The sequence below is a fragment of the Paraburkholderia sejongensis genome (assembly GCF_020880815.1).
Taxonomy (GTDB): domain Bacteria; phylum Pseudomonadota; class Gammaproteobacteria; order Burkholderiales; family Burkholderiaceae; genus Paraburkholderia; species Paraburkholderia sejongensis.
This window is the reverse complement of record NZ_JAJITD010000015.1, coordinates 137,505-159,196: the sequence shown is the minus strand read 5'-3', so window position 1 is coordinate 159,196 and position 21,692 is coordinate 137,505. Positions and strand designations below refer to the sequence as shown.

19 protein-coding genes are annotated in these 21,692 nt (G+C 65.6%); 11 read left to right on the top strand and 8 right to left on the bottom strand.

Going from position 1 to position 21,692, the window contains the following annotated elements; genetic code table 11:
- Positions 1-236: 236 nt before the first annotated feature.
- Positions 237-1,241 carry a LysR family transcriptional regulator gene (locus tag LJ656_RS26145; protein WP_230512417.1) on the bottom strand — a complete coding sequence of 335 codons (1,005 nt, stop codon included), beginning with the start codon at positions 1,239-1,241 and terminating at the stop codon, positions 237-239.
- Between the two features lie 186 nt (positions 1,242-1,427).
- On the opposite strand from LJ656_RS26145, the gene LJ656_RS26140 reads away from it, so the two are divergent.
- The 6 genes from LJ656_RS26140 (at position 1,428) to LJ656_RS26115 (ending at position 11,246) form a co-directional block, all read left to right on the top strand.
- Complete coding sequence (locus LJ656_RS26140) at positions 1,428-2,282, top strand: alpha/beta hydrolase (RefSeq protein ID WP_230512416.1); 855 nt, start codon at positions 1,428-1,430, stop codon at positions 2,280-2,282.
- Positions 2,283-2,315: 33 nt separating this feature from the next.
- Complete coding sequence (locus tag LJ656_RS26135) at positions 2,316-3,536, top strand: efflux RND transporter periplasmic adaptor subunit (RefSeq protein ID WP_230512415.1); 1,221 nt, start codon at positions 2,316-2,318, stop codon at positions 3,534-3,536.
- Between the two features lie 34 nt (positions 3,537-3,570).
- Positions 3,571-6,756 carry an efflux RND transporter permease subunit gene (locus LJ656_RS26130; protein ID WP_230512414.1) on the top strand — a complete coding sequence of 1,062 codons (3,186 nt, stop codon included), beginning with the start codon at positions 3,571-3,573 and terminating at the stop codon, positions 6,754-6,756.
- Between the two features lie 14 nt (positions 6,757-6,770).
- Positions 6,771-8,450, top strand: a complete 1,680-nt coding sequence (locus tag LJ656_RS26125) for an efflux transporter outer membrane subunit (protein ID WP_230512413.1) — start codon at positions 6,771-6,773, stop codon at positions 8,448-8,450.
- A gap of 229 nt (positions 8,451-8,679) precedes the next feature.
- Positions 8,680-9,858, top strand: a complete 1,179-nt coding sequence (locus tag LJ656_RS26120; RefSeq protein WP_425606014.1) for an acyl-CoA dehydrogenase family protein — start codon at positions 8,680-8,682, stop codon at positions 9,856-9,858.
- A gap of 59 nt (positions 9,859-9,917) precedes the next feature.
- Positions 9,918-11,246 (top strand): Nramp family divalent metal transporter, encoded by a 1,329-nt coding sequence (locus LJ656_RS26115; protein WP_230512412.1) that lies wholly within the window; start codon positions 9,918-9,920, stop codon positions 11,244-11,246.
- A 141-nt stretch (positions 11,247-11,387) separates the two neighbouring features.
- Here LJ656_RS26115 and flhC read toward each other — a convergent pair whose 3' ends face one another.
- The 5 genes from flhC to LJ656_RS26090 all read right to left on the bottom strand — a co-directional run bounded on the left by flhC (position 11,388) and on the right by LJ656_RS26090 (position 15,819).
- Entirely contained in the window at positions 11,388-11,957 is a 570-nt protein-coding gene (gene flhC, locus LJ656_RS26110; RefSeq protein ID WP_075297567.1) for a flagellar transcriptional regulator FlhC, read from the bottom strand.
- 14 nt (positions 11,958-11,971) lie between these two features.
- Positions 11,972-12,292, bottom strand: a complete 321-nt coding sequence (gene flhD / locus LJ656_RS26105) for a flagellar transcriptional regulator FlhD (protein WP_075297569.1) — start codon at positions 12,290-12,292, stop codon at positions 11,972-11,974.
- Positions 12,293-12,829: 537 nt separating this feature from the next.
- Entirely contained in the window at positions 12,830-14,053 is a 1,224-nt protein-coding gene (locus LJ656_RS26100; protein WP_230512411.1) for a YeeE/YedE family protein, read from the bottom strand.
- 317 nt (positions 14,054-14,370) lie between these two features.
- On the bottom strand, positions 14,371-14,904 hold the full coding sequence (locus LJ656_RS26095; protein WP_230512410.1) for a GNAT family N-acetyltransferase: 534 nt from the start codon (positions 14,902-14,904) through the stop codon (positions 14,371-14,373).
- A 24-nt stretch (positions 14,905-14,928) separates the two neighbouring features.
- Positions 14,929-15,819: a helix-turn-helix domain-containing protein gene (locus LJ656_RS26090; protein ID WP_230512409.1), complete on the bottom strand. Its 891-nt coding sequence runs from the start codon at positions 15,817-15,819 to the stop codon at positions 14,929-14,931.
- 186 nt (positions 15,820-16,005) lie between these two features.
- Here LJ656_RS26090 and LJ656_RS26085 point away from each other — a divergent pair, with 186 nt between their 5' ends.
- The 5 genes from LJ656_RS26085 to LJ656_RS26065 all read left to right on the top strand — a co-directional run bounded on the left by LJ656_RS26085 (position 16,006) and on the right by LJ656_RS26065 (position 18,187).
- Entirely contained in the window at positions 16,006-16,374 is a 369-nt protein-coding gene (locus tag LJ656_RS26085; RefSeq protein ID WP_230512408.1) for a nuclear transport factor 2 family protein, read from the top strand.
- A gap of 50 nt (positions 16,375-16,424) precedes the next feature.
- Entirely contained in the window at positions 16,425-16,733 is a 309-nt protein-coding gene (locus LJ656_RS26080; RefSeq protein ID WP_425606012.1) for a hypothetical protein, read from the top strand.
- Positions 16,734-16,832: 99 nt separating this feature from the next.
- A complete protein-coding gene (locus LJ656_RS26075; protein WP_230512407.1) occupies positions 16,833-17,297 on the top strand; it encodes an RbsD/FucU family protein in 465 nt (154 codons plus the stop codon).
- Positions 17,298-17,411: 114 nt separating this feature from the next.
- The gene (locus LJ656_RS26070) at positions 17,412-17,846 is read left to right on the top strand and encodes a DoxX family protein (RefSeq protein WP_230512406.1); all 435 of its coding nucleotides are present in this window, start codon (positions 17,412-17,414) and stop codon (positions 17,844-17,846) included.
- 68 nt (positions 17,847-17,914) lie between these two features.
- Entirely contained in the window at positions 17,915-18,187 is a 273-nt protein-coding gene (locus LJ656_RS26065; RefSeq protein WP_230512434.1) for a hypothetical protein, read from the top strand.
- A 176-nt stretch (positions 18,188-18,363) separates the two neighbouring features.
- Here LJ656_RS26065 and LJ656_RS26060 read toward each other — a convergent pair whose 3' ends face one another.
- Positions 18,364-19,893 (bottom strand): MFS transporter, encoded by a 1,530-nt coding sequence (locus LJ656_RS26060; RefSeq protein ID WP_230512405.1) that lies wholly within the window; start codon positions 19,891-19,893, stop codon positions 18,364-18,366.
- Positions 19,894-20,189: 296 nt separating this feature from the next.
- The gene (locus tag LJ656_RS26055) at positions 20,190-21,491 is read right to left on the bottom strand and encodes an MFS transporter (protein WP_230512404.1); all 1,302 of its coding nucleotides are present in this window, start codon (positions 21,489-21,491) and stop codon (positions 20,190-20,192) included.
- Between the last annotated feature and the right edge of the window lie 201 nt (positions 21,492-21,692).

Genomic DNA, 21,692 nt, shown 5'->3' with positions numbered 1-21,692 from the left:
ACTCCTGTCGATTCATTGGCGGCACGGGTGGTGCCGCGACAGGGTGAAATGTAGACGTGGGCGTCGCGCGGATAAATCGCGCTTTTGCGAAATGAATTGTCGCGATTCCAGAACAATCGCGCGACCAACGCGGCGGCACGCGGAATGTGCCTGATATGCAGGGCTTTTATGCGCCAGCCGCGGCATTAGTGCCGCGGCTGGAATTGAGTGTTTCAGTTGGCGAGCGCGTGGTCCGCTCAGGCGACCCACTCCGACATCACCGGCGTGTCGAGCGTCGGCGCGGACTCGCGTTCTTCGAACGTGCGCTTCGTGCAGGTCGCATCGAGACTGCCGCGGCCGCTGAGCAACGGGCAACGGTCGAACAGCTCGGCGATCCAGTCAACGAATACCCGCACTTTCGGCGACAGGTGCCGGCTGTGTGGATAGACCGCCGAAATCGGCATCGGCAGCGGCTTCATCTCCGGCAGCACCTCGACCAGCTGGCCCGAGCGCAGATGCGGCAGCACCATGAACAGCGCCGGCTGGATCAGGCCGAAGCCTTCGATTCCGCAGGTCACGTACGCATCGGCGTCGTTGACCGACACGATGCTCTTCATCTTCACTTCCACTTCCTGACCGTCGACCATGAATGCCCAGTCGATCGTGCGGCCGGTGCGGCTCGAAAAATAATTGACCGCTTTGTGGTTGTCGAGATCTTCGAGAGACGTCGGCATGCCCGCGTGCTTGATGTAGTCCGGCGACGCGCAGGTCACGCCTTCGAAAATACCGATCCGGCGCGCGACCAGCGACGAATCCTGCAACTCGCCGACCCGCACCACGCAATCGACGCCTTCCTGCAGCAGATCGACGGGCCGGTCGGTCAGACCCAGTTGCAGATCGATATCCGGGTAGCGGGTGTGAAATTCGCACAGCGACGGAATCACGATCAGCCGGCCGATCGAGCCCGGCATATCGATGCGAAGCTTGCCGTGCGGCTTCTTGTTGCCGCTCTGAAAACTCGCCTCGGTTTCTTCGACGTCCGCGAGGATGCGCACGCAGCGCTCGTAATACGCGGCGCCGTCCGGCGTCAGCGACAGACGCCGGGTGGTCCGGTGCATCAGCCGCGTGCCGAGAAACGCTTCGAGGTTCTGAATAATCGTGGTGACGGACGCGCGCGGCAGATCGAGCGTTTCCGCTGCACGGGTAAAGCTGTTGGTATCGACGACACGGGTGAACACTTGCATGGCCTGAAGCCGGTCCATTGCAAACCTCCAGAAGGGGCGGGTGCGGCGGCGGTAATGGAATCCGCGAGAACAGTCGCAAGCGCAATCGCGAGCCGATTGTTCAGAGGCACCGAATTGTGTTGCCGGATTATAGGCATTTATTTGCGAGTCTGCCGAACCCACAATTCGCACCATTGAAGTTCTATGCGCGTTTGCGCGGCTGACATGGATGCATTCAAATTCCCGTACTCGTCGGTTCCCGCTGCCAATGAAGCGGTGGACACCGGCGGCGCGGTGCTCGAAGTGACCGACGTGCGGATCGACGGCCATGCGCAGGAAATCACCTTGCGCCTGTACCGGCTCGCGAAGAAGACCTCACTGCCGGTGCTGCTTTACTTTCACGGCGGCGGCTATACGAAGGGCTCGATAGATCAGGCGGACTTCGCCGCGCGTTATTTCGCAGAACACTTACCGGCACTCGTCGTGTCGGTCGGCTACTCGCTCGCGCCGCGCTTTCCGTTTCCGGCCGCGCCCGAAGACGCGCACCGCGCGGCGCTGTGGGCGCAGACGCGGGCGCGCGCATTCGGCGGCAACAGCAGAAAGATCGGCGTCGCCGGCCACGACGCGGGCGGGCAGTTGGCCAACTGTCTGGCGTTTATCGCCCGCGATCGCGGCGACGTCGAGATCGTCGCGCAGGCGCTGTTCGGGCCGATGCTCGATCCGAGCCTCACGCGGCTGGGCGACGAACAGCGGCTCGGCTCCGACATCACCGCGCGCGAGTGCGCCGCGTGTTACCGCGCGTACCTGCCGCAAGCATCGCAGCGCATGCACCCGTATGCGGCGCCGCTCGAATCGTGCCGGCTGTCCGGTTTGCCGGCCACGCTGATCGCGACCGCGCAGAACGACGTGCTGCACGTGGAGGCCGAGAAATACGCGAGCAATCTGATCGATGCCGGCGTACGCACCCAGGTGGTGCGTTATCCGAGCGTCTCGCACGCGGCGCTTGCCGATCATCCGCCCGCTTTGCAGGAAGCGGTGCGCTTTTTCCAGTGGCGCTTCGACGCGCGCGCTCATCGATAAACACAAATCAAGCAACGATACCTGGAGCTACTCATGACTATCCTTCCGCTTTCCCGCCGCCGCGTCACGCTTGCCGCGCTGGCCGTTCTCGTCCTCGCCGGGCTCGGCACGTTCGGTGCAATTCGCGTGGATGCCAGTTCGCCGGCCGCGCCGACCATCGTGCCGGAGGTCGACGTCGCGACCGTGATTCAAAAAACGATCACCGACTGGCAGACCTATTCGGGCCGCCTCGAAGCGGTCGAAAAAGTCGACGTGCGTTCGCAAGTGCCGGGCACGATCGTGTCGGTGAACTTCAAGGACGGCGCGCTGGTGAAAAAGGGCGACACGCTGTTCGTGATCGATCCGCGTCCGTACGCGGCCGAAGTGGACCGTGCGGCGGCGCAACTGGCGGCCGCGCAGGCGCGTACCGGTTACACGCAAAGCGACTGGGAGCGCGCGCAGCGGCTGATCGTCGACAACGCGATCGCCAAACGCGACTACGACGAGAAGCAGAACGCCGCACGCGAGGCGAGCGCGAACCTGAAGGCCGCGCAAGCCGCGCTCGAAACCGCGAAGATCAATCTCGGCTATACGCGGATCGTCGCGCCGGTGTCGGGCCGCGTGTCGCGGGCGGAAATCACGGTGGGCAACGTGGTGTCGGCGGGCGCCAGCGCCGCGCCACTGACCACGCTGGTGTCGGTGTCGCCGATCTACGCATCGTTCGACGCGGACGAACAGACCTACCTGCAATACCTGAGTCGCGCGAAGGACGGCGGCAAGGTGCCGGTGCAGCTCGGTCTGGCCGATGAGACCGGCTACTCGCGCAACGGCGTGATCGAATCGGTCGACAACCGTCTGGACACCTCGTCGGGCACGATCCGCGTGCGCGCGAAGTTCGACAACGAAGACGGCGCGCTGATTCCCGGCCTGTATGCACGCGTGAAAGTGGGCGGTAGCGAGCCGCATCCGGCGCTGCTGATCGACGACGCGGCGGTCGGCACCGACCAGGACAAGAAATTCGTGCTGGTCGTCGATCAGGGCAATCACGTCGTGTATCGCGAGATTTCGACCGGCGCGATGCAGGGCAATCTGCGCGTGGTCAAGGATGGTCTGAAACCGGGCGACCGGATCGTCGTGAACGGTATTCAGCGGGTACGGCCCGGCGATGCCGTGCGCGCGCACATGGTGCCGATGACCGCCGACCAGGACCCGAACAGCGCGCCGCTCGCGCAGTCGCGTGCGAAGGCAGCGGCCAATGCGAACGGCAATTCGTGAGCCGCGGCGCCTGCACCAACTTTAAGAGCTTCCCATGAACATATCCAAATTCTTCATCGATCGCCCGATCTTTGCAGGAGTGCTGTCGGTATTGATCCTGCTCGGGGGCATCATCGCGCTCTTCAAGCTGCCGATTTCCGAGTACCCGGAAGTGGTGCCGCCGTCGGTGGTGGTGCACGCGCAGTATCCGGGCGCGAACCCGAAGGTGATCGCCGAGGCGGTCGCCGCGCCGCTCGAAGAGCAGATCAACGGCGTCGAGAACATGCTGTACATGCAGTCGCAAGCCAATAGCGACGGCAATCTGACGCTGACCGTTACGTTCAAGCTCGGCACCGATCCGGACCTCGCGACCCAGCTCGTGCAGAACCGCGTGAATCAGGCGCTGCCGCGTCTGCCGGAGGACGTGCAGCGGCTCGGCGTGACGACGATCAAGAGTTCGCCGACGCTGACGATGGTCGTGCACCTGATCTCGCCGAACGACCGCTACGACATGACGTATCTGCGCAATTACGCGCTGTTGAACGTGAAGGACCGGCTCGCGCGGATTCAGGGCGTCGGCGAAGTGCAGCTGTGGGGTTCGGGCGACTACGCGATGCGGATCTGGCTCGATCCGCAGAAGGTCGCGCAGCGCGGCCTGACCGCAACCGAAGTCGTCAACGCGATTCGCGAGCAGAACATTCAGGTGGCGGCCGGCGTGATCGGCGCGTCGCCGTCGGTGCCGGGCACGCAGTTGCAGTTGTCGGTGAATGCGCGCGGCCGCCTGAAAACCGAGAGCGAATTCGGCGACATCATCGTGAAGACCGCGCCGGATGGCGGCGTGACTTATCTGCGCGATATCGCGCGCATCGAACTGGCGGCTTCCGAATACGGGCTGCGTTCGCTGCTGGATAACAAGCCGGCGGTCGCGCTCGCGATCAATCAGGCGCCCGGCGCGAATTCGCTGGCGATTTCCGAGCAGGTGCGCGCGGCGATGAAGGAGCTCGCGCAGGACATGCCGGCCGGCGTCGAATACCGGATCGTTTATGACCCGACGCAGTTCGTGCGCTCCAGTATCGAGGCGGTGATTCACACGCTGCTCGAAGCGATCGCGCTGGTCGTGATCGTCGTGATCGTGTTCCTGCAAACGTGGCGCGCGTCGATCATTCCGTTGATCGCGGTGCCGGTGTCGATCGTCGGGACTTTCTCGCTGCTGCTGGCGTTCGGTTTCTCGATCAATGCGCTGTCGCTGTTCGGGATGGTGCTCGCGATCGGTATCGTCGTCGACGATGCGATCGTGGTGGTCGAGAACGTCGAGCGCAACATCGCCAGCGGGCTCAGTGCGCGCGATGCGACCTATAAAGCGATGCGCGAGGTGAGCGGGCCGATCATCGCGATCGCGCTGACGCTGGTCGCGGTGTTCGTGCCGCTCGCGTTCATGACGGGCCTGACCGGCCAGTTCTACAAGCAGTTCGCGATGACCATCGCGATCTCGACGGTGATCTCCGCGTTCAACTCGCTGACGCTGTCGCCGGCATTGTCCGCGTTGCTGCTGCGCAGCCACGGCGAAAAGGAAGACTGGCTGACGCGCGTGATGAACAAGCTGCTCGGCGGCTTTTTCCGGCGCTTCAACAAGGTGTTCCAGCGCGGCTCGGAAGCCTACGGCCGCGGCGTGACCGGCGTGCTGCGCCGTAAGGGCGCGATGCTCGCGGTGTACGCGATCCTGCTCGGCGCGACGGTGCTGGTCGCGCGCATCGTGCCGGGCGGCTTCGTGCCCGCGCAGGACAAGGAGTATCTGATCGCGTTCGCGCAGCTGCCGAACGGCGCGTCGCTCGATCGCACCGAGAAGGTGATTCGCGACATGAGTGCGATTGCGCTGAAGCAACCGGGCGTCGAAAGCGCGGTCGCGTTCCCGGGTTTGTCGGTGAACGGCTTCACCAATAGTTCGAGCGCGGGGATCGTGTTCGTCACGCTCAAGCCGTTCAAGGAACGCGGCGACCGCAAACTTTCGGCCGGTGCGATTGCCGGTGCGTTGAATCAGCAGTACGGCGCGATCAAGGACTCGTTCGTCGCGGTGTTCCCGCCGCCGCCGGTGCTCGGTCTCGGCACGCTCGGCGGCTTCAAGATGCAGCTGGAGGATCACGGCGCGCTCGGCTACGCGGAATTGAACAAGGCCGCCGAAGCGTTCGTGAAGCGCGCCGCGCAGACGCCGGAACTCGGCCCGAGCTTCTCCAGCTATCAGATCAACGTGCCGCAACTGAACGTCGATCTGGATCGCGTGAAGGCGAAGCAGCTCGGCGTGCCGGTCACCGATGTGTTCAACACGATGCAGATCTATCTGGGCTCGCTGTACGTGAACGACTTCAACCGCTTCGGCCGCGTGTATCAGGTGCGGGTGCAAGCCGATGCGCCGTTCCGTCAACGCGCGGACGACATCCTGCAACTGAAGACGCGCAATACGTACGGCGACATGGTGCCGTTGTCGTCGCTCGTCACGGTGACGCCGACCTTCGGGCCGGAGATGGTGGTGCGCTACAACGGCTATACCGCGGCCGATATCAACGGCGGACCGGCGCCGGGCTTTTCGTCGGGACAGGCGCAGGCCGCGGCCGAGCGCGTGGCCGCCGAAGTGTTGCCGCGCGGCGTGAAGCTCGAATGGACCGACCTCACGTATCAGCAGATTCTGGCCGGCAATGCGGGTATGTGGGTGTTCCCGATCAGCGTGCTGCTGGTGTTCCTCGTGCTCGCGGCGTTGTACGAAAGTCTGACGCTGCCGCTCGCGGTGATCCTGATCGTGCCGATGAGCGTGCTGTCCGCGCTGACCGGCGTGTGGCTGACCGGCGGCGACAACAACATCTTCACGCAGATCGGTTTGATGGTGCTGGTGGGGCTGTCGGCAAAGAACGCGATTCTGATCGTCGAATTCGCGCGCGAACTCGAACACGATGGACGCACGCCGCTCGCGGCGGCGATCGAGGCGAGCCGCCTGCGTCTGCGGCCGATTCTGATGACGTCGATCGCATTCATCATGGGCGTGGTGCCGCTGGTGCTGTCGACCGGCGCGGGTTCGGAGATGCGTCACGCGATGGGCGTCGCGGTGTTCTTCGGGATGCTCGGCGTCACGCTGTTCGGGCTGATGCTGACGCCGGTGTTCTACGTGGTGCTGCGTACGCTCGCGGGCGGCACCGTGCACGTCGCGCAGAAGGATTCGCCGCGTTATGGGGCGGCCGTTACGGACGCCTAATGGAGAAAACAATAATGAAACGCTATCAATCGCGTGATCTTTTATCCGGTTGGGGCCGGGCCGCGGCGAGCGGTTTGCTGCTTGCGATGCTGGCCGCGTGCTCGGTGGAGCCGGTCTATCAGCGACCCGACGTCGCTGCGCCGGCCGCGTTCAAGGAAGCGCCGGTGACCGCGTCGACCGCTGCATCCGAGGTGCCGGCAACCACCGCGCAAAACGCCGGGACGTGGAAGCCCGCGCAACCGAACGACGATGCGCTGCGCGGCGAGTGGTGGAAAGTATTCGGCGACCCGCAACTCGATGCGCTCGAAGAGCAGGCCGCGGCCGCGAATCAGGATCTGAAGGCCGCGGCGGCGCGCGTGCAGCAGGCGCGCGCGGTGACCCAGGCCGCGAAGTCCGACTGGTTCCCGAAGTTCGACGCGGGCTTCGGCCCGACCCGCGAACGGGCGTCGGCAGCTTCGCAATTTCTGCCGGACAGCGCGGGCGGCACGACCGGCACGATCTGGCGCGCGCAGGTCGGCGCATCGTATGAGGCGGATCTGTTCGGGCGGGTCGGCTCGAACGTCAACGCATCGCGCGCCGATGAGCAGCAGAGCGAAGCATTGTTCCGTTCGGTGCAGTTGTCGTTGCAGGCCGACGTCGCGCAGAACTACTTCCAGTTGCGCGAGCTCGATACCGATCAGGATCTGTACCGCCGCACCGTCGCGCTGCGCGAGGATACGCTGAAGCTGGTCGAGCGGCGCTTCCGGGAAGGCGATATCAGCGAGCTGGATCTGTCGCGCGCCCGTAACGAACTCGCGAGCGCACGGGCCGATGCGGTCGGTGTCGCGCGCCAGCGCGCGGCGTCCGAACATAGCCTCGCGATTCTGCTCGGCAAGCCGCCGGCGGATTTCTCGTTTGCGGAAGCGCCGCTCGCGCCGATGACGGTGCGGGTGCCGCCGGGTCTGCCGTCGGCGCTGCTCGAACGCCGGCCTGATATCGCGGCGGCCGAGCGTGCGATGCAGGCAGCCAATGCGCGGGTCGGGCTCGCGAAGTCCGCGTTCTTCCCGAAGCTCGATATCACCGGCGCGTTCGGCTTTGAATCCGCGACGCTCGGCGATCTGTTCATGTGGTCGAGCCGCGCGTTCATCCTCGGACCGCTCGCGGGCACCGCGTTGACCTTGCCGCTATTCGACGGCGGCCGGCGCAAGGCCAACCTCGCGCAGGCGCGCTCGAAGTATGACGAGGACGTCGCGCAATACCGGCAGCAGGTGCTGGTCGCGTTTCGCGAGGTCGAGGACAACCTGGCCGATCTGCGTCTGCTCGACGATCAGATGCGCGAGCAGAACAACGCGGTCGACGCGTCGCAACGGGCCGCGCATCTGTCGCGTACACAGTACACCGAAGGCGCGGTCAGCTATCTGGACGTGATCGACGGCGAGCGCCAGGTGCTGTTGTCGCAATTGCAGGCGAGCCACCTCGCGGGTACGCAGGCGGTCGCGACCGTGAATCTGATTCGCGCGCTCGGCGGCGGCTGGGGCGATGTGCAGGCGGGCGATCCGGGCGCGGCGGCGGTTGGGGCGGCGCCGGCACCGGCGGTGCCTGTCGCTGCTTCGCGTGTTGCCGCGGCGCCGGTTGCTTCGGTCTCCGGATCGTCTTCGGTGCAGCAGGGTGCCGCCGTGGCGGAGCACGCGCAGCAAGTCGTCGCGAAACGCTGAGCGAGCGCCGCACGCCGGTCTCGCAGTCGCTTCGCTATTCAGTACTTTTAACGCCGGGCCGCGCGCAAGCGCGCGCCCGGCGTTTTCGCATGCGTCGCGTGCAAATCGTTTTTCGCGCTTTCCTTGTGCGAATCGCTTCGTAGACATGCGTGCGCGACGCTCTCTATCATCGCCCGGATCGAGCCAACGACATCAGCAGAGCCAGCCAGTGACTTTCGTGCATGACGGCATCGCGCAGGTGCGCGAGCAGCAGCAATCTCTTCCCGCGCATGACCTGTCGGCGCTACTCGCCGCATTGCGCGCCAGCGCCGCGCAACGCGATCGCGACGGCGGTCACGCCGCGCAGGAAAAACAATGGATCGCCGACGCGGGCCTGCTGACGCTCGCGGTGCCACGCGAATTCGGCGGCGCGGGCGCGCGCTGGTCCGAGATTTACGACGTCGTGCGCGAACTGGCGCGGGTCGACAGCGCGCTCGCGCATCTGCTCGGCTTCACCTGCCTGCAGGTGGTGAGCATCGATCTGTGGGGCAATCCACGGCAACGCGAGCGTTATCTGCGCGGCACCGTCGAGCACCGTTGGTGGTGGGGCAATGCGGTGAATCCGCTCGACACCCGGCTCATCGCCAGCGCGACGCCCGACGGCGGCTATCTGCTCGATGGTCAGAAAGGCTTCTGCTCCGGCACGCGCGGCTCGCACATGATGACCGTGTCCGCGCAGGACCCCGCAACCGGCAAGACGATATTCGCCGCGCTGCCCACTACGCGCGACGGCATCACCGTCCACGACGACTGGAATCCGATCGGCCAGCGCCAGACCGATAGCGGCAGCGTGTCGTTCACGCGCGTGCGGATCGAGCCGTACGAAGTGCTGGAGCGGCCCGACACGCCGCATGCGAGTCTGCGCACGCTGATCTCGCAACAGGTGCTAACCAATCTGTTCGTCGGCCTCGCCCAGGGCGCACTCGACGAAGCACGCGCGTACGTGAACCAGCACGGCCGGCCGTGGATCAGTGCCGGCGTCGCCAAAGCCACCGACGATCCCTACCTGATCCAGCGCTTCGGCGAGATGCATCTGCAGACGGTCAGCGCGCAGGCGTTGGCCACGCGCGCCGCGCACGCACTGGATCAAGCGTGGCAGCAAGGCCCAACGCTCGATGCGGACAGCCGCGCGCGGGTCGCGCTCGCCACCTCGGAGGCGAAGATCGTCGCGCAGCGCGCGGCGCTCGAACTCGGCGAACAGCTGTTCGACGCATGCGGCGCCCGCGCGACCCATGCGCCGCTCGCGCTCGACCGCTTCTGGCGCAACGCGCGCGTGCACACGTTGCACGACCCGCTCGACTATCGCGTGCGCGACGTCGGCCGCTACGCGCTGAGCGGGACATTGCCGGAGGTTTCTTTGTACACTTGAGCCGGTTCGCGACGCCCACCCCGGGCGTCGTATCGATTCCCCATCGAGAGAGTCCCGGCTTGCTGTTCAAACTACCGACCACCGCGACCGCGCCGTTCTGCCCATCCGAGGTACAGGGCTCGGTCGCCGTCTCGCCAGGCGCGCCGTTCTGGAAAAAAATCCTGCAGTTCGCCGGCCCCGGCCTGCTGATTTCGATCGGCTATATGGACCCGGGCAACTGGGCCACCGCGATCGAAGCCGGTTCGCGCTACGGCTACAGCCTGCTGTTCGTCGTGCTGCTGTCGAGTCTCGCGGCGATGGCGCTGCAATGCCTGAGCATGCGGCTCGGCATCGTCACCGGACGCGACCTCGCGCAACTGTCGAGCGCGCGCTATTCGCCGAACGTCGCGCGCGTGCAGTGGCTGCTCGCGGAACTGTCGATCATCGCGTGCGATCTGGCCGAGGTGCTCGGCGGCGCGCTCGCGTTTCACCTGCTGTTCAACTGCTCGCTGACCACCGGCGTGCTGCTGACCGCGTTCGACACGCTGATCGTGCTCGGTCTGAAGGGCAAGAACTTTCGCGATCTCGAAGCGATCATGCTCGGGCTGATCGCGACGATCGGCGTCGGCTACATCATCGAACTCGCGCTCGTGAAGCCGCACTGGCCGTCGGTCGCGCAAGGCCTCGTGCCATCGTGGCAGGCGCTCAGCTCGCGCGAGTCGATGTATCTGGCGATCGGCATTCTCGGCGCGACGGTGATGCCGCATAACCTCTATCTGCATTCGTCGATCGTGCAGACCCGCGCGGTCAAGCGCGATCCGGCGAGCCTGCGTTCCGCGATCGGGCTCTCGCGCATCGATACGATCGCGTCGCTGGTGCTCGCCGCGCTGATCAACATGGCGATCCTGATTCTCGCGGCCGCCGCGTTTCACGCGACCGGCCATCGCGAGGTCACGCAGATCGAGGACGCGTACCGGCTGCTCGCGCCGATCGTCGGCACCGGCTTCGCGGCGATTCTGTTCGCGATCACGCTGCTCGCGTCCGGCCAGAGCTCGACCTTCACCGGCACGGTGGCGGGGCAGGTCATCATGGAAGGCTTTCTGAAGATGAAGATTCCGTGCTGGCAGCGGCGCTTCATCACGCGCGCGCTCGCGTTGATTCCGGCGTTGATCGGCGTGCAGATGCTCGGCAACGGCGCGGTCGGCCAACTGCTGGTCGCGAGCCAGGTCGTGTTGAGTCTGCAATTGCCGTTCGCGCTTTATCCGCTGATCCGGATGACTAACGATCGCTCGCTGATGGGCGAGTTCGCGAACAGGCTGCCGACGCGATTGCTGGTGTGGGGGCTGTTCGTTGCGATCAGCGCGGCGAATCTGTGGCTGGTCGCGCAGACGGTGGGGCTCGCCGGCTGAGCGATCGAAAGACCAGAAGACCGGAAGATCGGAAACGCAGGCGAAAAAAAATCCGCGCAGCTCACGTGAGCTGACGCGGATTTTTTATGAGCTTCGGTTCGAAACGGTTTGGCCCCGTCGAGGTCGGGCGAATCTGGTCGTTCAGGCGGCCTGAGCAACCTGCGCTGCTTCGAGCGCTTCCTGGCGGGCGGCGGCCGCCTTCTTGGTCTTGCCGGCACGCGACGGCGGCTGGCATGCGCCGCACACCACGTTGTGCTGCAGGTCGTGCTTGTGCGCGACGAACTTGCCGGTGCAGCGGCAGCACCGGGTCAACTGCAGAATGTCGGCGTCGAAGAAACGCACCAGCGTCCATGCGCGCGTCAGATCGAGCACCGGTTCGGTTTCGCTGTGCTGGCAATGCTCCAGATACAGCCGATAGCCTTTGGTCAGCGCGTCCAGATGCGAGCAGCGCGCCTCGTTCTTCAGGAACAGGTACGTGTTGTAGAACAGCGACGCGTGAATGTTCGCGAGCCACGTCATATACCAGTCCGCCGAGAACGGCAGCATGCCTTTGGGCGGCGATACGCCCTTGACCTCGCGGTACAGGCGGATCATGCGGTCGCGCGAGAGCGTCAGTTCGCTTTCCAGCACTTGCATGCGGGCGCCGAGCTCGATCAGCGCGATCGCGCGGAATACTTCCTGTGCGTCTTCGGTCAGGCTTCGCTTGAGCATTGCGGTTACCCCGGTCAGGCAAATTGCTCGGCGGGCTGGCCTGCGAGCAGGATCGCCGTATGAGTCGGTGCGACTGCGGTGTGCTTGGTGGTTTGCGTCAACGCCGAGAGCATCGAATGGTCGTTGAAGCGGAAGAAGCACAAAAGCTGATCGGAAGAGGCCAGCTTGACGATCTGCGCGAGCGACAGCCCGGCAAGCAGATCGGCCAGTTCCGACGACAAACCCAGCCGGAACATGCCGACCGGTTTGTCCTCACGCAACATGCGTTGCGCGAGCATGATGTAAGACAAGTTGATTTCGCGGATTGAATCCAGCGTCTCGCTGCTACGGTCCATTTTTTCTGTTTCCGAAGCCCCGAATTACTCTGTCGGCTTTTTGCCGTTATCTCTTTTCTGCCTCGCCGGAGGCACCCCTCCGGTTACATGTTGCGGCCTGATACAGACCTGCAACTTTTGATACATCGCGTTACATTTCGTAACAGCTTGGGACGAATTGTATGAAGGGTAAAAAGAGAAAGCAATCCCTTGTCGCAAAAATATCTCAAAAAAATGAATGATTTTTCGGTAACTTTTTCAGGTCACCGTAATGACTCATGCGAACAGAATTTTTGACCGACCGAGATTTCCCTCTAATTCGTGGAAACCCTTGTCGCACGGGCGTTCGGCAATATTGTCCGATCAAATCGAAGGGCGAGCCTCGAGTCGCCGGATAGGCTGCCTGAATAAGAAAGGAAATAGAAAGGCGCGCAAAGACGCAGTAATAAGTACTGCTTTTGTAACGGCCTTAGGGACAGGTCGGAGATGTAACGGCGGGATGTTGCCCCGGTTACAAACCGGGGCGGCGGGCAGCGTTTGTAACGAGGTGTGTAAGGACTAGCAGCCGGTCGAACGGATGCGCTCGACTTCGAGGCCGAACAGCGGCCGCAGGCGGGTGCCGAGCACGTTGCCGGCGAACGCCGCGGCGAGCCACAGCCAGCCATGCAGGCTGCCCGACACGATGCCGCTGAAATATGCGCCGATGTTACAACCGTAGGCGAGGCGGGCGCCGTAACCGAGCATCAGGCCGCCGACCAGCGCGGCGATCAGCGAGCGCGCCGGCACTTTCCAGACCGGCGCATAGCGGCCGGCGAGCGCGGCCGCGGTCATGGCGCCGAGCACGATGCCGAAGTCCATCACCGACGTGACGTCATGGCTAACCGGCGCGGCGAGCGAGCCGGCGTTGGCCGGAGCGGCCCAGTACGGCCAGCTGGCGACGTCGACGCCGAGCGCGCCGAAGATCTTCGCGCCCCACAGCGCGAACGCGGACGTCACGCCCCACGGCCGGCCAGACAGCGCGAGCGTCGCGAAATTGAGCAGGACCAGCGCGATCGCGCCGACGAACAGCGGCCACGGGCCATGCAGCCACGGCGACGCATGCGGCGCACGCACCGGCTCGTTCACGAGGCGGCCGTGACGGCGCCGTTCGACCAGCACGGTCAGCGCGGCGATCACCGCGAAGATCACGAGGTTCAGCGCGATGGCCGGGCCGGCGCCGAGCGTCTTGACCAGCGACAGCGGCTTGAGCGACGGCAGCGCGGTCCAGAACGGCATATGGGCGGTCGCCACGACCGAACCGACGATGAACGCCGCCAGCGTCACCAGCATCCGCGTGCTGCCGCCGCCGACCGTGTACAGCGTGCCGGACGCGCAGCCGCCGCCCAGCTGCATGCCGATGCCGAACATGAACGCGCCGACCAGCACCGAGGTGCCGGCGGGCGCGACCAGCCCGGTGACCGGATGGCCGAACAGCGTACCGGCGGCGAGCGCCGGGAAGAACAGCAACACGCCGAGCGCGAGCATCAGCATCTGCGCGCGCAGACCGGCGCCGCGGCCATCGGCGATAAACACCCGCCATGCGGACGTGAAACCGAACGCCGCGTGATACAGCGACATGCCGAGCAGCGCGCCGACCACGTAGAGCGCGGCCTGACGGCCGCTGACGGCTTGTGCCAGATAGATAGCGCCGAGCGCAATCAGGATGAGCGCAATGACCAGCGGTTTCGGATTGACGTCGAAACGGCGCGGCACGCGCGGAAGTGAGGTAGAGAGGTCGGACATGGATAAGTTGACAGACAGGCAGCGGTAACAGCCGCGAATCGAGGCCGCGGGGCGACGGCCGGAAACACGCTACGTGATTGACGCAGCGACAAAAAAGCAACCTGAAAAGATAGCACGGATCGCGGGTTCTGGCCGGGTAGCCGGGCAGGCGGCGGGGGCATCGGCGCGATGGGCACGGACTGAACGGGAGCTAAAAGCGCATTTCCACGTGCAGCGCCGCGCGATTGGTTTGACAACATCGGGTTTGACAACATGGGCTTTCCGGCGGCGCGCCACCCGCTGCGTGCGGCGTGCCGGCCGCAGCGGATGGTCGGTCGTTACAGGAAGCGGGCCATCAGGTCCTCGTCGTGGAATACGCCGCCGACGTTCAACGCTTCGATCTCGCAGCCGTATTTGCGAAACCCGACCGCCTCGTACAGCTTGCGCGCGGCGTCGTTGCGGCTGCCGACGGTCAACTGGAGCTGCCGCAGTCCGTCGACGCGCGCCGCGCGGCTAATCAGCTCGCCGAGCAATGCCCGTCCGACGCCGCGCCCAGTCGCCTCCGGCGCGACGTACATGCCGACGACGTTCGCTTTGTGGCGCTCCTTGTCGGCCTGGTGGCGCAGCAGCCCGACTATGCCGACGAGCGGCGCGTCGTCTGAAGCGAACGCACCGAGCAGGAACGTGCCTTCCGCCGACGAGCTCTGCAACGTCGCGTCATGATGTGCGGCGCCTTTTGCCAGCGCCTCTTCGTAACTCTGGCCGAACGCCGCCGGATGCGCGCGCAGTCCGCGCAGACGAAGCTGGAAATAGGCGTCGCGGTCGGTTGGGCCGAGTTGGCGAATCAGCGGGGTGCGGGCGTTGACGGACATAGTGGCGTTGGATTGTGTTGGTTGTTACCCGGCGCGGGCATTGACATCGGCAGTGGCGCCGGCGCTGGCCGCGCGTTCGCCGGCGGCAAACGCGCGCAGTGCCGCCGCGGTTTGCTGATCGGCCGGAAAGAACGCTTCGATCGCGAGCTCGGACAAAGTCACGTCCACCGGCGTGCCGAACACGGTGGTCGTGCTGAAAAACGACAGCACGCCGATCGGTGTACGCAGCCGCAACGGTACGGCGACCTGATTGAAGCCGGCATCGGCCGGGTCGGCGGCGTCCGCATCCGGCGGCGCGGGATAGCCGGCGAGTTCGTCGCGCAGCGCGCTCAGCGTGTCGTCGCCGCTCACCTCGATCTGCCGTTGCAGGCGCGCTAGCACATGCTCGCGCCACGCATGCCAGTTGACGATCGATGCGGCGATGCCTTGCGGATGCAGACTCAGACGCAGCGCGTTGACCGGGGGCTGCAGCAGTTCGGCGCTCGCGCCGCTCAACAAAGGCGCGAGCGCGTTGTTGGTGGCGACGATGGTCCAGTGCCGGTCGATCGCCAGCGCCGGGTAGGGCTCGTGTCCCTTCAGCACCAGTTCGACCGCTTCGCGCGCGGCGGCCAGTTGCGGGTCGGACAGCGGACGTTCGCGAAAGAGCGGTGCGTAACCGGCGGCGACCAGCAGCGCATTGCGCGCGCGCAACGGCACATCGAGGCGTTCCGCCAGATGCATGACCATCTCCCGGCTAGGCAGTGCGCGGCCCGATTCGACGAAGCTCAGATGCCGGGTCGAAATTTCGGCCTCGGTGGCGAGCAGCAACTGACTCATGCGCCGCCGTTGCCGCCATTCGCGTAGCAGATCGCCGACCGTGCGGCTTGCTGCCGGCGCGGGCGATGCCGCCGTGTGTGCAAGTGAAAGTGTGTTCATGGCATCGATGATAGTGAATGCGCGCGAGAAGTCCATTACGTGCGAGGTAATGCATTTACGTCGGCAAGTTACCTGCGACGTAATCGACTCGATGCGCGCAAACGCCGAAGCTTGATACCGAGCCCGGCGCATACGACGTGTGCGGCGCGAAGTGCTCAGTCCTGCAAATCAATCAAGGAGTTCGAGATGAATGCGCATACCGATCTGATCGACCGTTATTTCGACACATGGAACGAAACAGATGGCGCGCGCCGTCGTGAGCTGATCGCCGCGACGTGGAGCGCCGACGCGGACTATCGCGACCCGCTGCTCGCGGGCAGCGGCCATGACGGCATCGACGCGATGATTCGCGCGGTGCATGAGCGCTTTCCGCAGCACACGTTTCGCCGTACGACCGATGTCGACGGCTTCGCGAACCGGCTGCGGTTTTCGTGGGCGCTGACCACGCCGGCGGGCGAGTCGATCGTCAAGGGATCGGACTTTGGCGTAGTCGACGAGCAAGGCCGCTTGCAGGCGGTCACCGGGTTCCTTGACCAGGTCCCGGGCGGCGCCTGAGCCGCCGCGTTCGACAGCCCGCGCGCCTCGCGCTTTTTATGGAGACGATCATGTCCGACCCCGCTGCCCGCACTTGCGTCGAAGACCGCCGCACCTGCCTCGCATTCACACGCATGGCGGCGGGCGTCGAACTGTTATCGAGCGCGATTGCCGGCTTCGCGTTGCTCGCCGGCGCGCGGGCATTCATGTTCGTCGCGCTGCTCGGCTGGCGCGAGCCGGTGCTGGGCGGCGCGGGACTACTGCTGCTTGCGGTGATCGGCTGGTTGCGCTCGCGCTGCGATGCGGGCGTCGTGACGCGCACGGCCCGCAAGCGTGCGACGCTGCTTGCTACAATCGATCGCCGTGCGGCTGACGCGTAATCACTCCCGCATAACGCGTGATGCCTGTCATACGCGCCGCCCGCGCCCATCATTCACCGCGCCGCCGTCGCTCGCTCGCTCGAACAACAAGGAGACACCGTGCTGAAGAATCTGGATCCGCTGCTGAACGCCGACATCCTCTATGCGCTGCGCTCGATGGGTCACGGCGACGAAGTCGTGATTTGCGACGCCAATTTCCCGGCCGAATCGGTTGCGCGCGATACCGTGCTCGGGCAGTTGCTGCGACTGGACGGAGTGAGTTCGCCGCGCGCGGTTCGCGCCGTGCTGTCGGTGCTGCCGCTCGATACCTTCATCGATCATCCCGCGTCACGGATGGAAGTGGTCCGCGAGCCGCACACGATTCCCGCGGTGCAGCGCGAGGCCCAGGCCGAGGTCGACGCGGCGGAAGGGCGCGCGGTGCCGTTCGTATCGATCGAACGGTTCGCGTTTTACGAGCGCGCGCGCAACGCCTACTGCGTGATCGCGACCGGCGAGGAGCGCGGCTACGGTTGCTTCGTGTTCACGAAGGGCGTGCTGCTTGCGCCTGATGCGCCGCACGGCTGAGCGCACCGATCCGGGCTTGGAAAACGCGCCCGTTGCACATATGCTCTGGGGCAAGGCGGGGAACTGCGGCAGGCCATCCGGGTCTGCTGCTTATTCAATTTCAGGGAGCCCCCCATGTCGCGTCCAGTCGATTCCGGCATTATCTTCATCGCCCGTCTGGCACTTTCGGTGCTGTTCCTGTGGAGCGGAGTGATGAAGCTGCTGGGCTACGCGGGCTTCGTCGGCTACCTGCATTCGAAGGGCGTGCCGTTCGTGCAGATCGCCGCGCCGATCGCGACCGCGATCGAAGTGCTCGGCGGCCTGCTGCTGGTGATCGGCTTCAAGGTGCGCCCGCTCGCACTGTTCATGGCCGTCTACACGGTCGCGACCGCGGTGCTCGGCCACGACTTCTGGAACGTCGTCGACCCCGCCGCGCAGCACGACATGGTGATCCACTTCTGGAAAAACATCGGCATCGCCGGCGGTTTCCTGCTGCTGTTCGTGACCGGTGCGGGGCGTCTGAGCATCGACGGCGCGCGCGCGCCGCGTGGCGGTCTCGGCGGCCTGTGACGCGCCGCCTGGCGCGGCCGGCTCGCCAGATAACGCAATCCATTGCGCGGCAATCAACGGAGCACATGATGATTCAGAACTTCGAGCAGATGATTGGCGGTCAGCTTACCCAGCTATGCGCGAGTCTTGGCGAAGGGCCGACCCCGCATCGCGTGATCATCAGTCTCGCGGAGTCGGCGAAGACGCTGGTGGTGCTGGACGCGTCCGGATTTCTTGGCACGCTGAAGGCGGAAATCGAGGACCCGGAAAAGCTGATCGCCGATGCAATTGCAAAAGCGCGCAGCGAAGGGCTGATCGAACGCGCGCTCGACACCGGCGTGATTCAGGAGGCGTCGCTGTAGACGCTTGCACCGGCACGCGAGCGTCGGCGTGCCAGCCGTTTCGCGATGCTCGCCGCGCGTCGCCGCACAGTTGTTTTCGCGGCGCTCGTTTGTTTTGCGCGGCGCTCGTCGCGTGTCCCGCTCACTGGTTTTTCGTTCGCTGGCTTTTCGTTCGCTGGTTTTTCGTTCGCTGCCTGTCATTCGCCCGTGGCGCTCGCCCGGCGCCCCGTGCCTGTCGCCGCGTGCGGTTGCGGATGCACGAGACACGCGAGCACGCCGCCCAGCACCAGTAACGCCACCGAAATCGCGGTCGCCAGCTGCATCCCGGGCACGATCTGCGCGGCCGTCGCGCCGCCCGCGAGCGCGCCGAATGCGGCCACGCCGACCGCGCCGCCCGCCTGGCGGGCAGTGTTCAGCACCGCCGACGCGGTGCCCGCCCGCTTCGCTTCGGTCGAGGCGAGTACCGCGGTCGTCATCGCCGGCACCGCAAGTCCCATCCCCGACGGAATCAGCAGGAACGGCAGCAGCAGGCCGATGAGCGGGGTGTCGGCGGTAACGAAATGCAGCAGTCCATAGCCGAGGCCGGCCGTGATCGCGCCGACGATCATCGGCACCCGCGCGCCGAAGCGGCCGACCACCCAGCCGCTCGCGACGTTCGAAATCAGGAAGCCGCCCGTCAGCGGCAGGAATGCGAGGCCCGCCTGCAACGGCGTGTAGCCGCGCGCCCGCTGCAGATACAGGCTCAGCACGAACACCATGCCGTAGTAGGTCAGGTTCACGCAGATGCCGAACAGCACCGCCGCGCTGAAGGTGCGCGTGCCGAACAGCGACAGCGGCAGCATCGGCCGCGCGACGCGCGCTTCGACCAGCAGGAACGCGCCGCCCGCCAGCAACGCGAGCACGAAGCCGCCCGCGACGACCGGATGCGTGAGGCCGAGCGGCCGCCATTCGATCACCGCGGCGACGAACGCGGTCAGGGCGACGATCGCTAGTGCCTGGCCGCCGAGGTCGATGCTGCGGGAAGTCGTAGCGGCGGTGCCGCGTGCGGCGGGCGAAGCGGCTGACGCGGATTGAGCGGATTGAGCGGATTGAGCGGATTGAGCGGATTGAGCGGATTGAGCGGATTGAGCGGATTGAGCGGCGGGCGCGCGCGGAATCCACCGCACCGTCGCCAGCCACCCCGCCGCGCAGATCGGCAGATTGACGAGAAAAATGCTGCGCCAGCCGAATGCGGCGATCAGCAGCCCGCCTAACACCGGCCCCGCCGCGATCGAGATTGCGCCGGACGCAGTCCACAGCCCGACCGCGCGCGCCCGCAGCTTCGGTTCATGGCCGAACGACTGGTTCAGCAGCGCGAGTGAATTCGGCAGCATCGCGGCCGCGCCGATGCCTTGCAGCGCCCGCGCGGCGATCAGCATCGGCGCATCGAGCGCGAGCCCGCAGGCGAGCGACGCGAGCGCGAACAGCACGATCCCGGCCCCATACATGCGCCGCGCGCCGAAGCGGTCGCCGAGCGCGCCGGCCGACAGCATCAGCACCGCGAACGCGAGCGTGTACGCATCGACGACCCATTGCAGGCCCGCGACGTTCGCCTGCAGGTCCGCGCCGATTTTCGGCAGCGCGATATTGACGATGGTCACATCGAGCTGCGTGACCACGAAGCCGACGCTGACGGTCGCGAGCACGCGGCCGAGGGCGGGCGAGAAGGAGGGGGCGGACGGGTTCATGGCTGCATCGTAAGACGGATGCGGCGCGCGATGTTTCGCTGTGGGCTGAAGTATCGATGCAGCGGCAGCGGGCGCTCGGCGCAACGCATGTAAAAGAACGCTGCGCGGCAATGCGTGAGCCGGCTGCGCGTCGCGAAGCGGCACGCGCAGCGCTGCGCGAGCGCAGGCGCGGGCAAACTGCTCCCGCGAACAAAAACGGAGACAGAAACAGAAACGGCGCGCTGAAACAGCGCGCCGTCGCAAACAGCCATCTCGAGCCGCGAGGCCACCGCCCGCGCGACCCGGAATAACTCAAATCACCGCTGCTGCGGCGCGTCCTTGATAAAGAACGTCGTCAGCGCGCCCAGCACGCAGATTGCCGCGACATACAGCGGCGCGGCCAGCGGATTCGATTTCATCATCAGCGACACGAGGATCGGCGTCAGCCCGCCGAACACCGCGTACGCGACGTTATACGAGAACGAAATACCCGAGAAGCGCACCGCCGGCGGGAACGCGCGCACCATCACCAGCGGAATCGCGCCGATCACGCCGACGAACAGCCCCGCCAGCGCGTAGAGCGGCACCAGCGCGGAGGTATCGACGGCCAGTTGCGTGAACATCACGTAATAGGTCACCGCGAGCGCCAGGCCGCCGACGAAAATCGTCCGCCCCGGCCCGATGCGCCCGGCGATGGAGCCCGCCATCACGCAGCCGATCGTCAGGCACAGCGTCGCCACGCAGTTCGCCAGCAGCGCGGTGGCCGGCTCGAGATGGAACTGCTTTTGCAGCAGCGTCGGCGTCATCAGGATCACCACGACGATCGCCGCCGACAGCATCCACGTGAGCAGCATCGACACGATCACCGCGCGGCCGTGGTCGCGCAGCACCGCCTTGAGCGGCACTTCGGCGGCAATCGCCTTGCGTTGCTTCAGTTCGGCGAACACAGGCGTCTCGTGCAGCCAGCGGCGCAGATAGACGGAGAACATCCCGAACACGCCGCCGACGAGGAACGGAATCCGCCATGCGTACGCGGAGATATCGACGGGCGTGAAGTGTCGATTGACCGCCGATGCGATCAGCGAGCCGAGCAGGATGCCGGCGGTGAGGCCCGCGGTCAGCGTCCCACACGCGTAGCCGACGTGGCGCTGCGGCACGTGCTCGGAGACGAACACCCACGCGCCCGGCACTTCGCCGCCGACCGCCGCGCCCTGCATCACGCGAAACAGCAGCAACAGCACCGGCGCGAGCACGCCGATGCTCGCGTAGGTGGGCAGCAGGCCCATCAGCAGCGTCGGCACCGACATCAGCAGCACGCTCAGCGTGAACATGCGCTTGCGGCCGAACAGGTCGCCGAAGTGCGCCATGATGATGCCGCCGAGCGGCCGTGCCAGATATCCGGCCGCGAAGATGCCGAAGGTCTGCACCTGACGCAGCCAGTCCGGCATCGCGGCCGGGAAGAACAGCTGGCCGATCGCCGGCGCAAAAAACACGAAGATGATGAAGTCGTAGAACTCGAGAGCCCCGCCGAGCGCGGCGAGACCGAGCGTCTTGTAATCGCTGTGCCCGAGCGGGCGTGGGGTGGCAGCCTGCGCTCCACCCAGATTGGTCGCTTGCATTGCTATATCGTTGTGATGAATTGGACGCCACGCGGGGAGCGTGGACAGACGGCGGTCGTCGGGCGAGAAGTGTGGCAGGCGCTGGGTAGAGCACGGGACACCGGCGCGCCGCCCGGATAAAGGCGGCCGCGCTGACGACAGGGGCCGGCGCGGATTTTACAGGACGAAAGCCTGGGCCCTATCAACTTGCATAAAACGTGA

Coding starts and splice junctions, on each gene's coding strand:
- LJ656_RS26145 (WP_230512417.1), bottom strand. CDS start 1,241: ATGGACCGGCTTCAGGCCATGCAAGTGTTCACCCGTGTCGTCGATACC.
- LJ656_RS26140 (WP_230512416.1), top strand. CDS start 1,428: ATGGATGCATTCAAATTCCCGTACTCGTCGGTTCCCGCTGCCAATGAA.
- LJ656_RS26135 (WP_230512415.1), top strand. CDS start 2,316: ATGACTATCCTTCCGCTTTCCCGCCGCCGCGTCACGCTTGCCGCGCTG.
- LJ656_RS26130 (WP_230512414.1), top strand. CDS start 3,571: ATGAACATATCCAAATTCTTCATCGATCGCCCGATCTTTGCAGGAGTG.
- LJ656_RS26125 (WP_230512413.1), top strand. CDS start 6,771: ATGAAACGCTATCAATCGCGTGATCTTTTATCCGGTTGGGGCCGGGCC.
- flhC (WP_075297567.1), bottom strand. CDS start 11,957: ATGCTCAAGCGAAGCCTGACCGAAGACGCACAGGAAGTATTCCGCGCG.
- flhD (WP_075297569.1), bottom strand. CDS start 12,292: ATGGACCGTAGCAGCGAGACGCTGGATTCAATCCGCGAAATCAACTTG.
- LJ656_RS26100 (WP_230512411.1), bottom strand. CDS start 14,053: ATGTCCGACCTCTCTACCTCACTTCCGCGCGTGCCGCGCCGTTTCGAC.
- LJ656_RS26095 (WP_230512410.1), bottom strand. CDS start 14,904: ATGTCCGTCAACGCCCGCACCCCGCTGATTCGCCAACTCGGCCCAACC.
- LJ656_RS26090 (WP_230512409.1), bottom strand. CDS start 15,819: ATGAACACACTTTCACTTGCACACACGGCGGCATCGCCCGCGCCGGCA.
- LJ656_RS26085 (WP_230512408.1), top strand. CDS start 16,006: ATGAATGCGCATACCGATCTGATCGACCGTTATTTCGACACATGGAAC.
- LJ656_RS26080 (WP_425606012.1), top strand. CDS start 16,425: ATGTCCGACCCCGCTGCCCGCACTTGCGTCGAAGACCGCCGCACCTGC.
- LJ656_RS26070 (WP_230512406.1), top strand. CDS start 17,412: ATGTCGCGTCCAGTCGATTCCGGCATTATCTTCATCGCCCGTCTGGCA.
- LJ656_RS26065 (WP_230512434.1), top strand. CDS start 17,915: ATGATTCAGAACTTCGAGCAGATGATTGGCGGTCAGCTTACCCAGCTA.
- LJ656_RS26060 (WP_230512405.1), bottom strand. CDS start 19,893: ATGAACCCGTCCGCCCCCTCCTTCTCGCCCGCCCTCGGCCGCGTGCTC.
- LJ656_RS26055 (WP_230512404.1), bottom strand. CDS start 21,491: ATGCAAGCGACCAATCTGGGTGGAGCGCAGGCTGCCACCCCACGCCCG.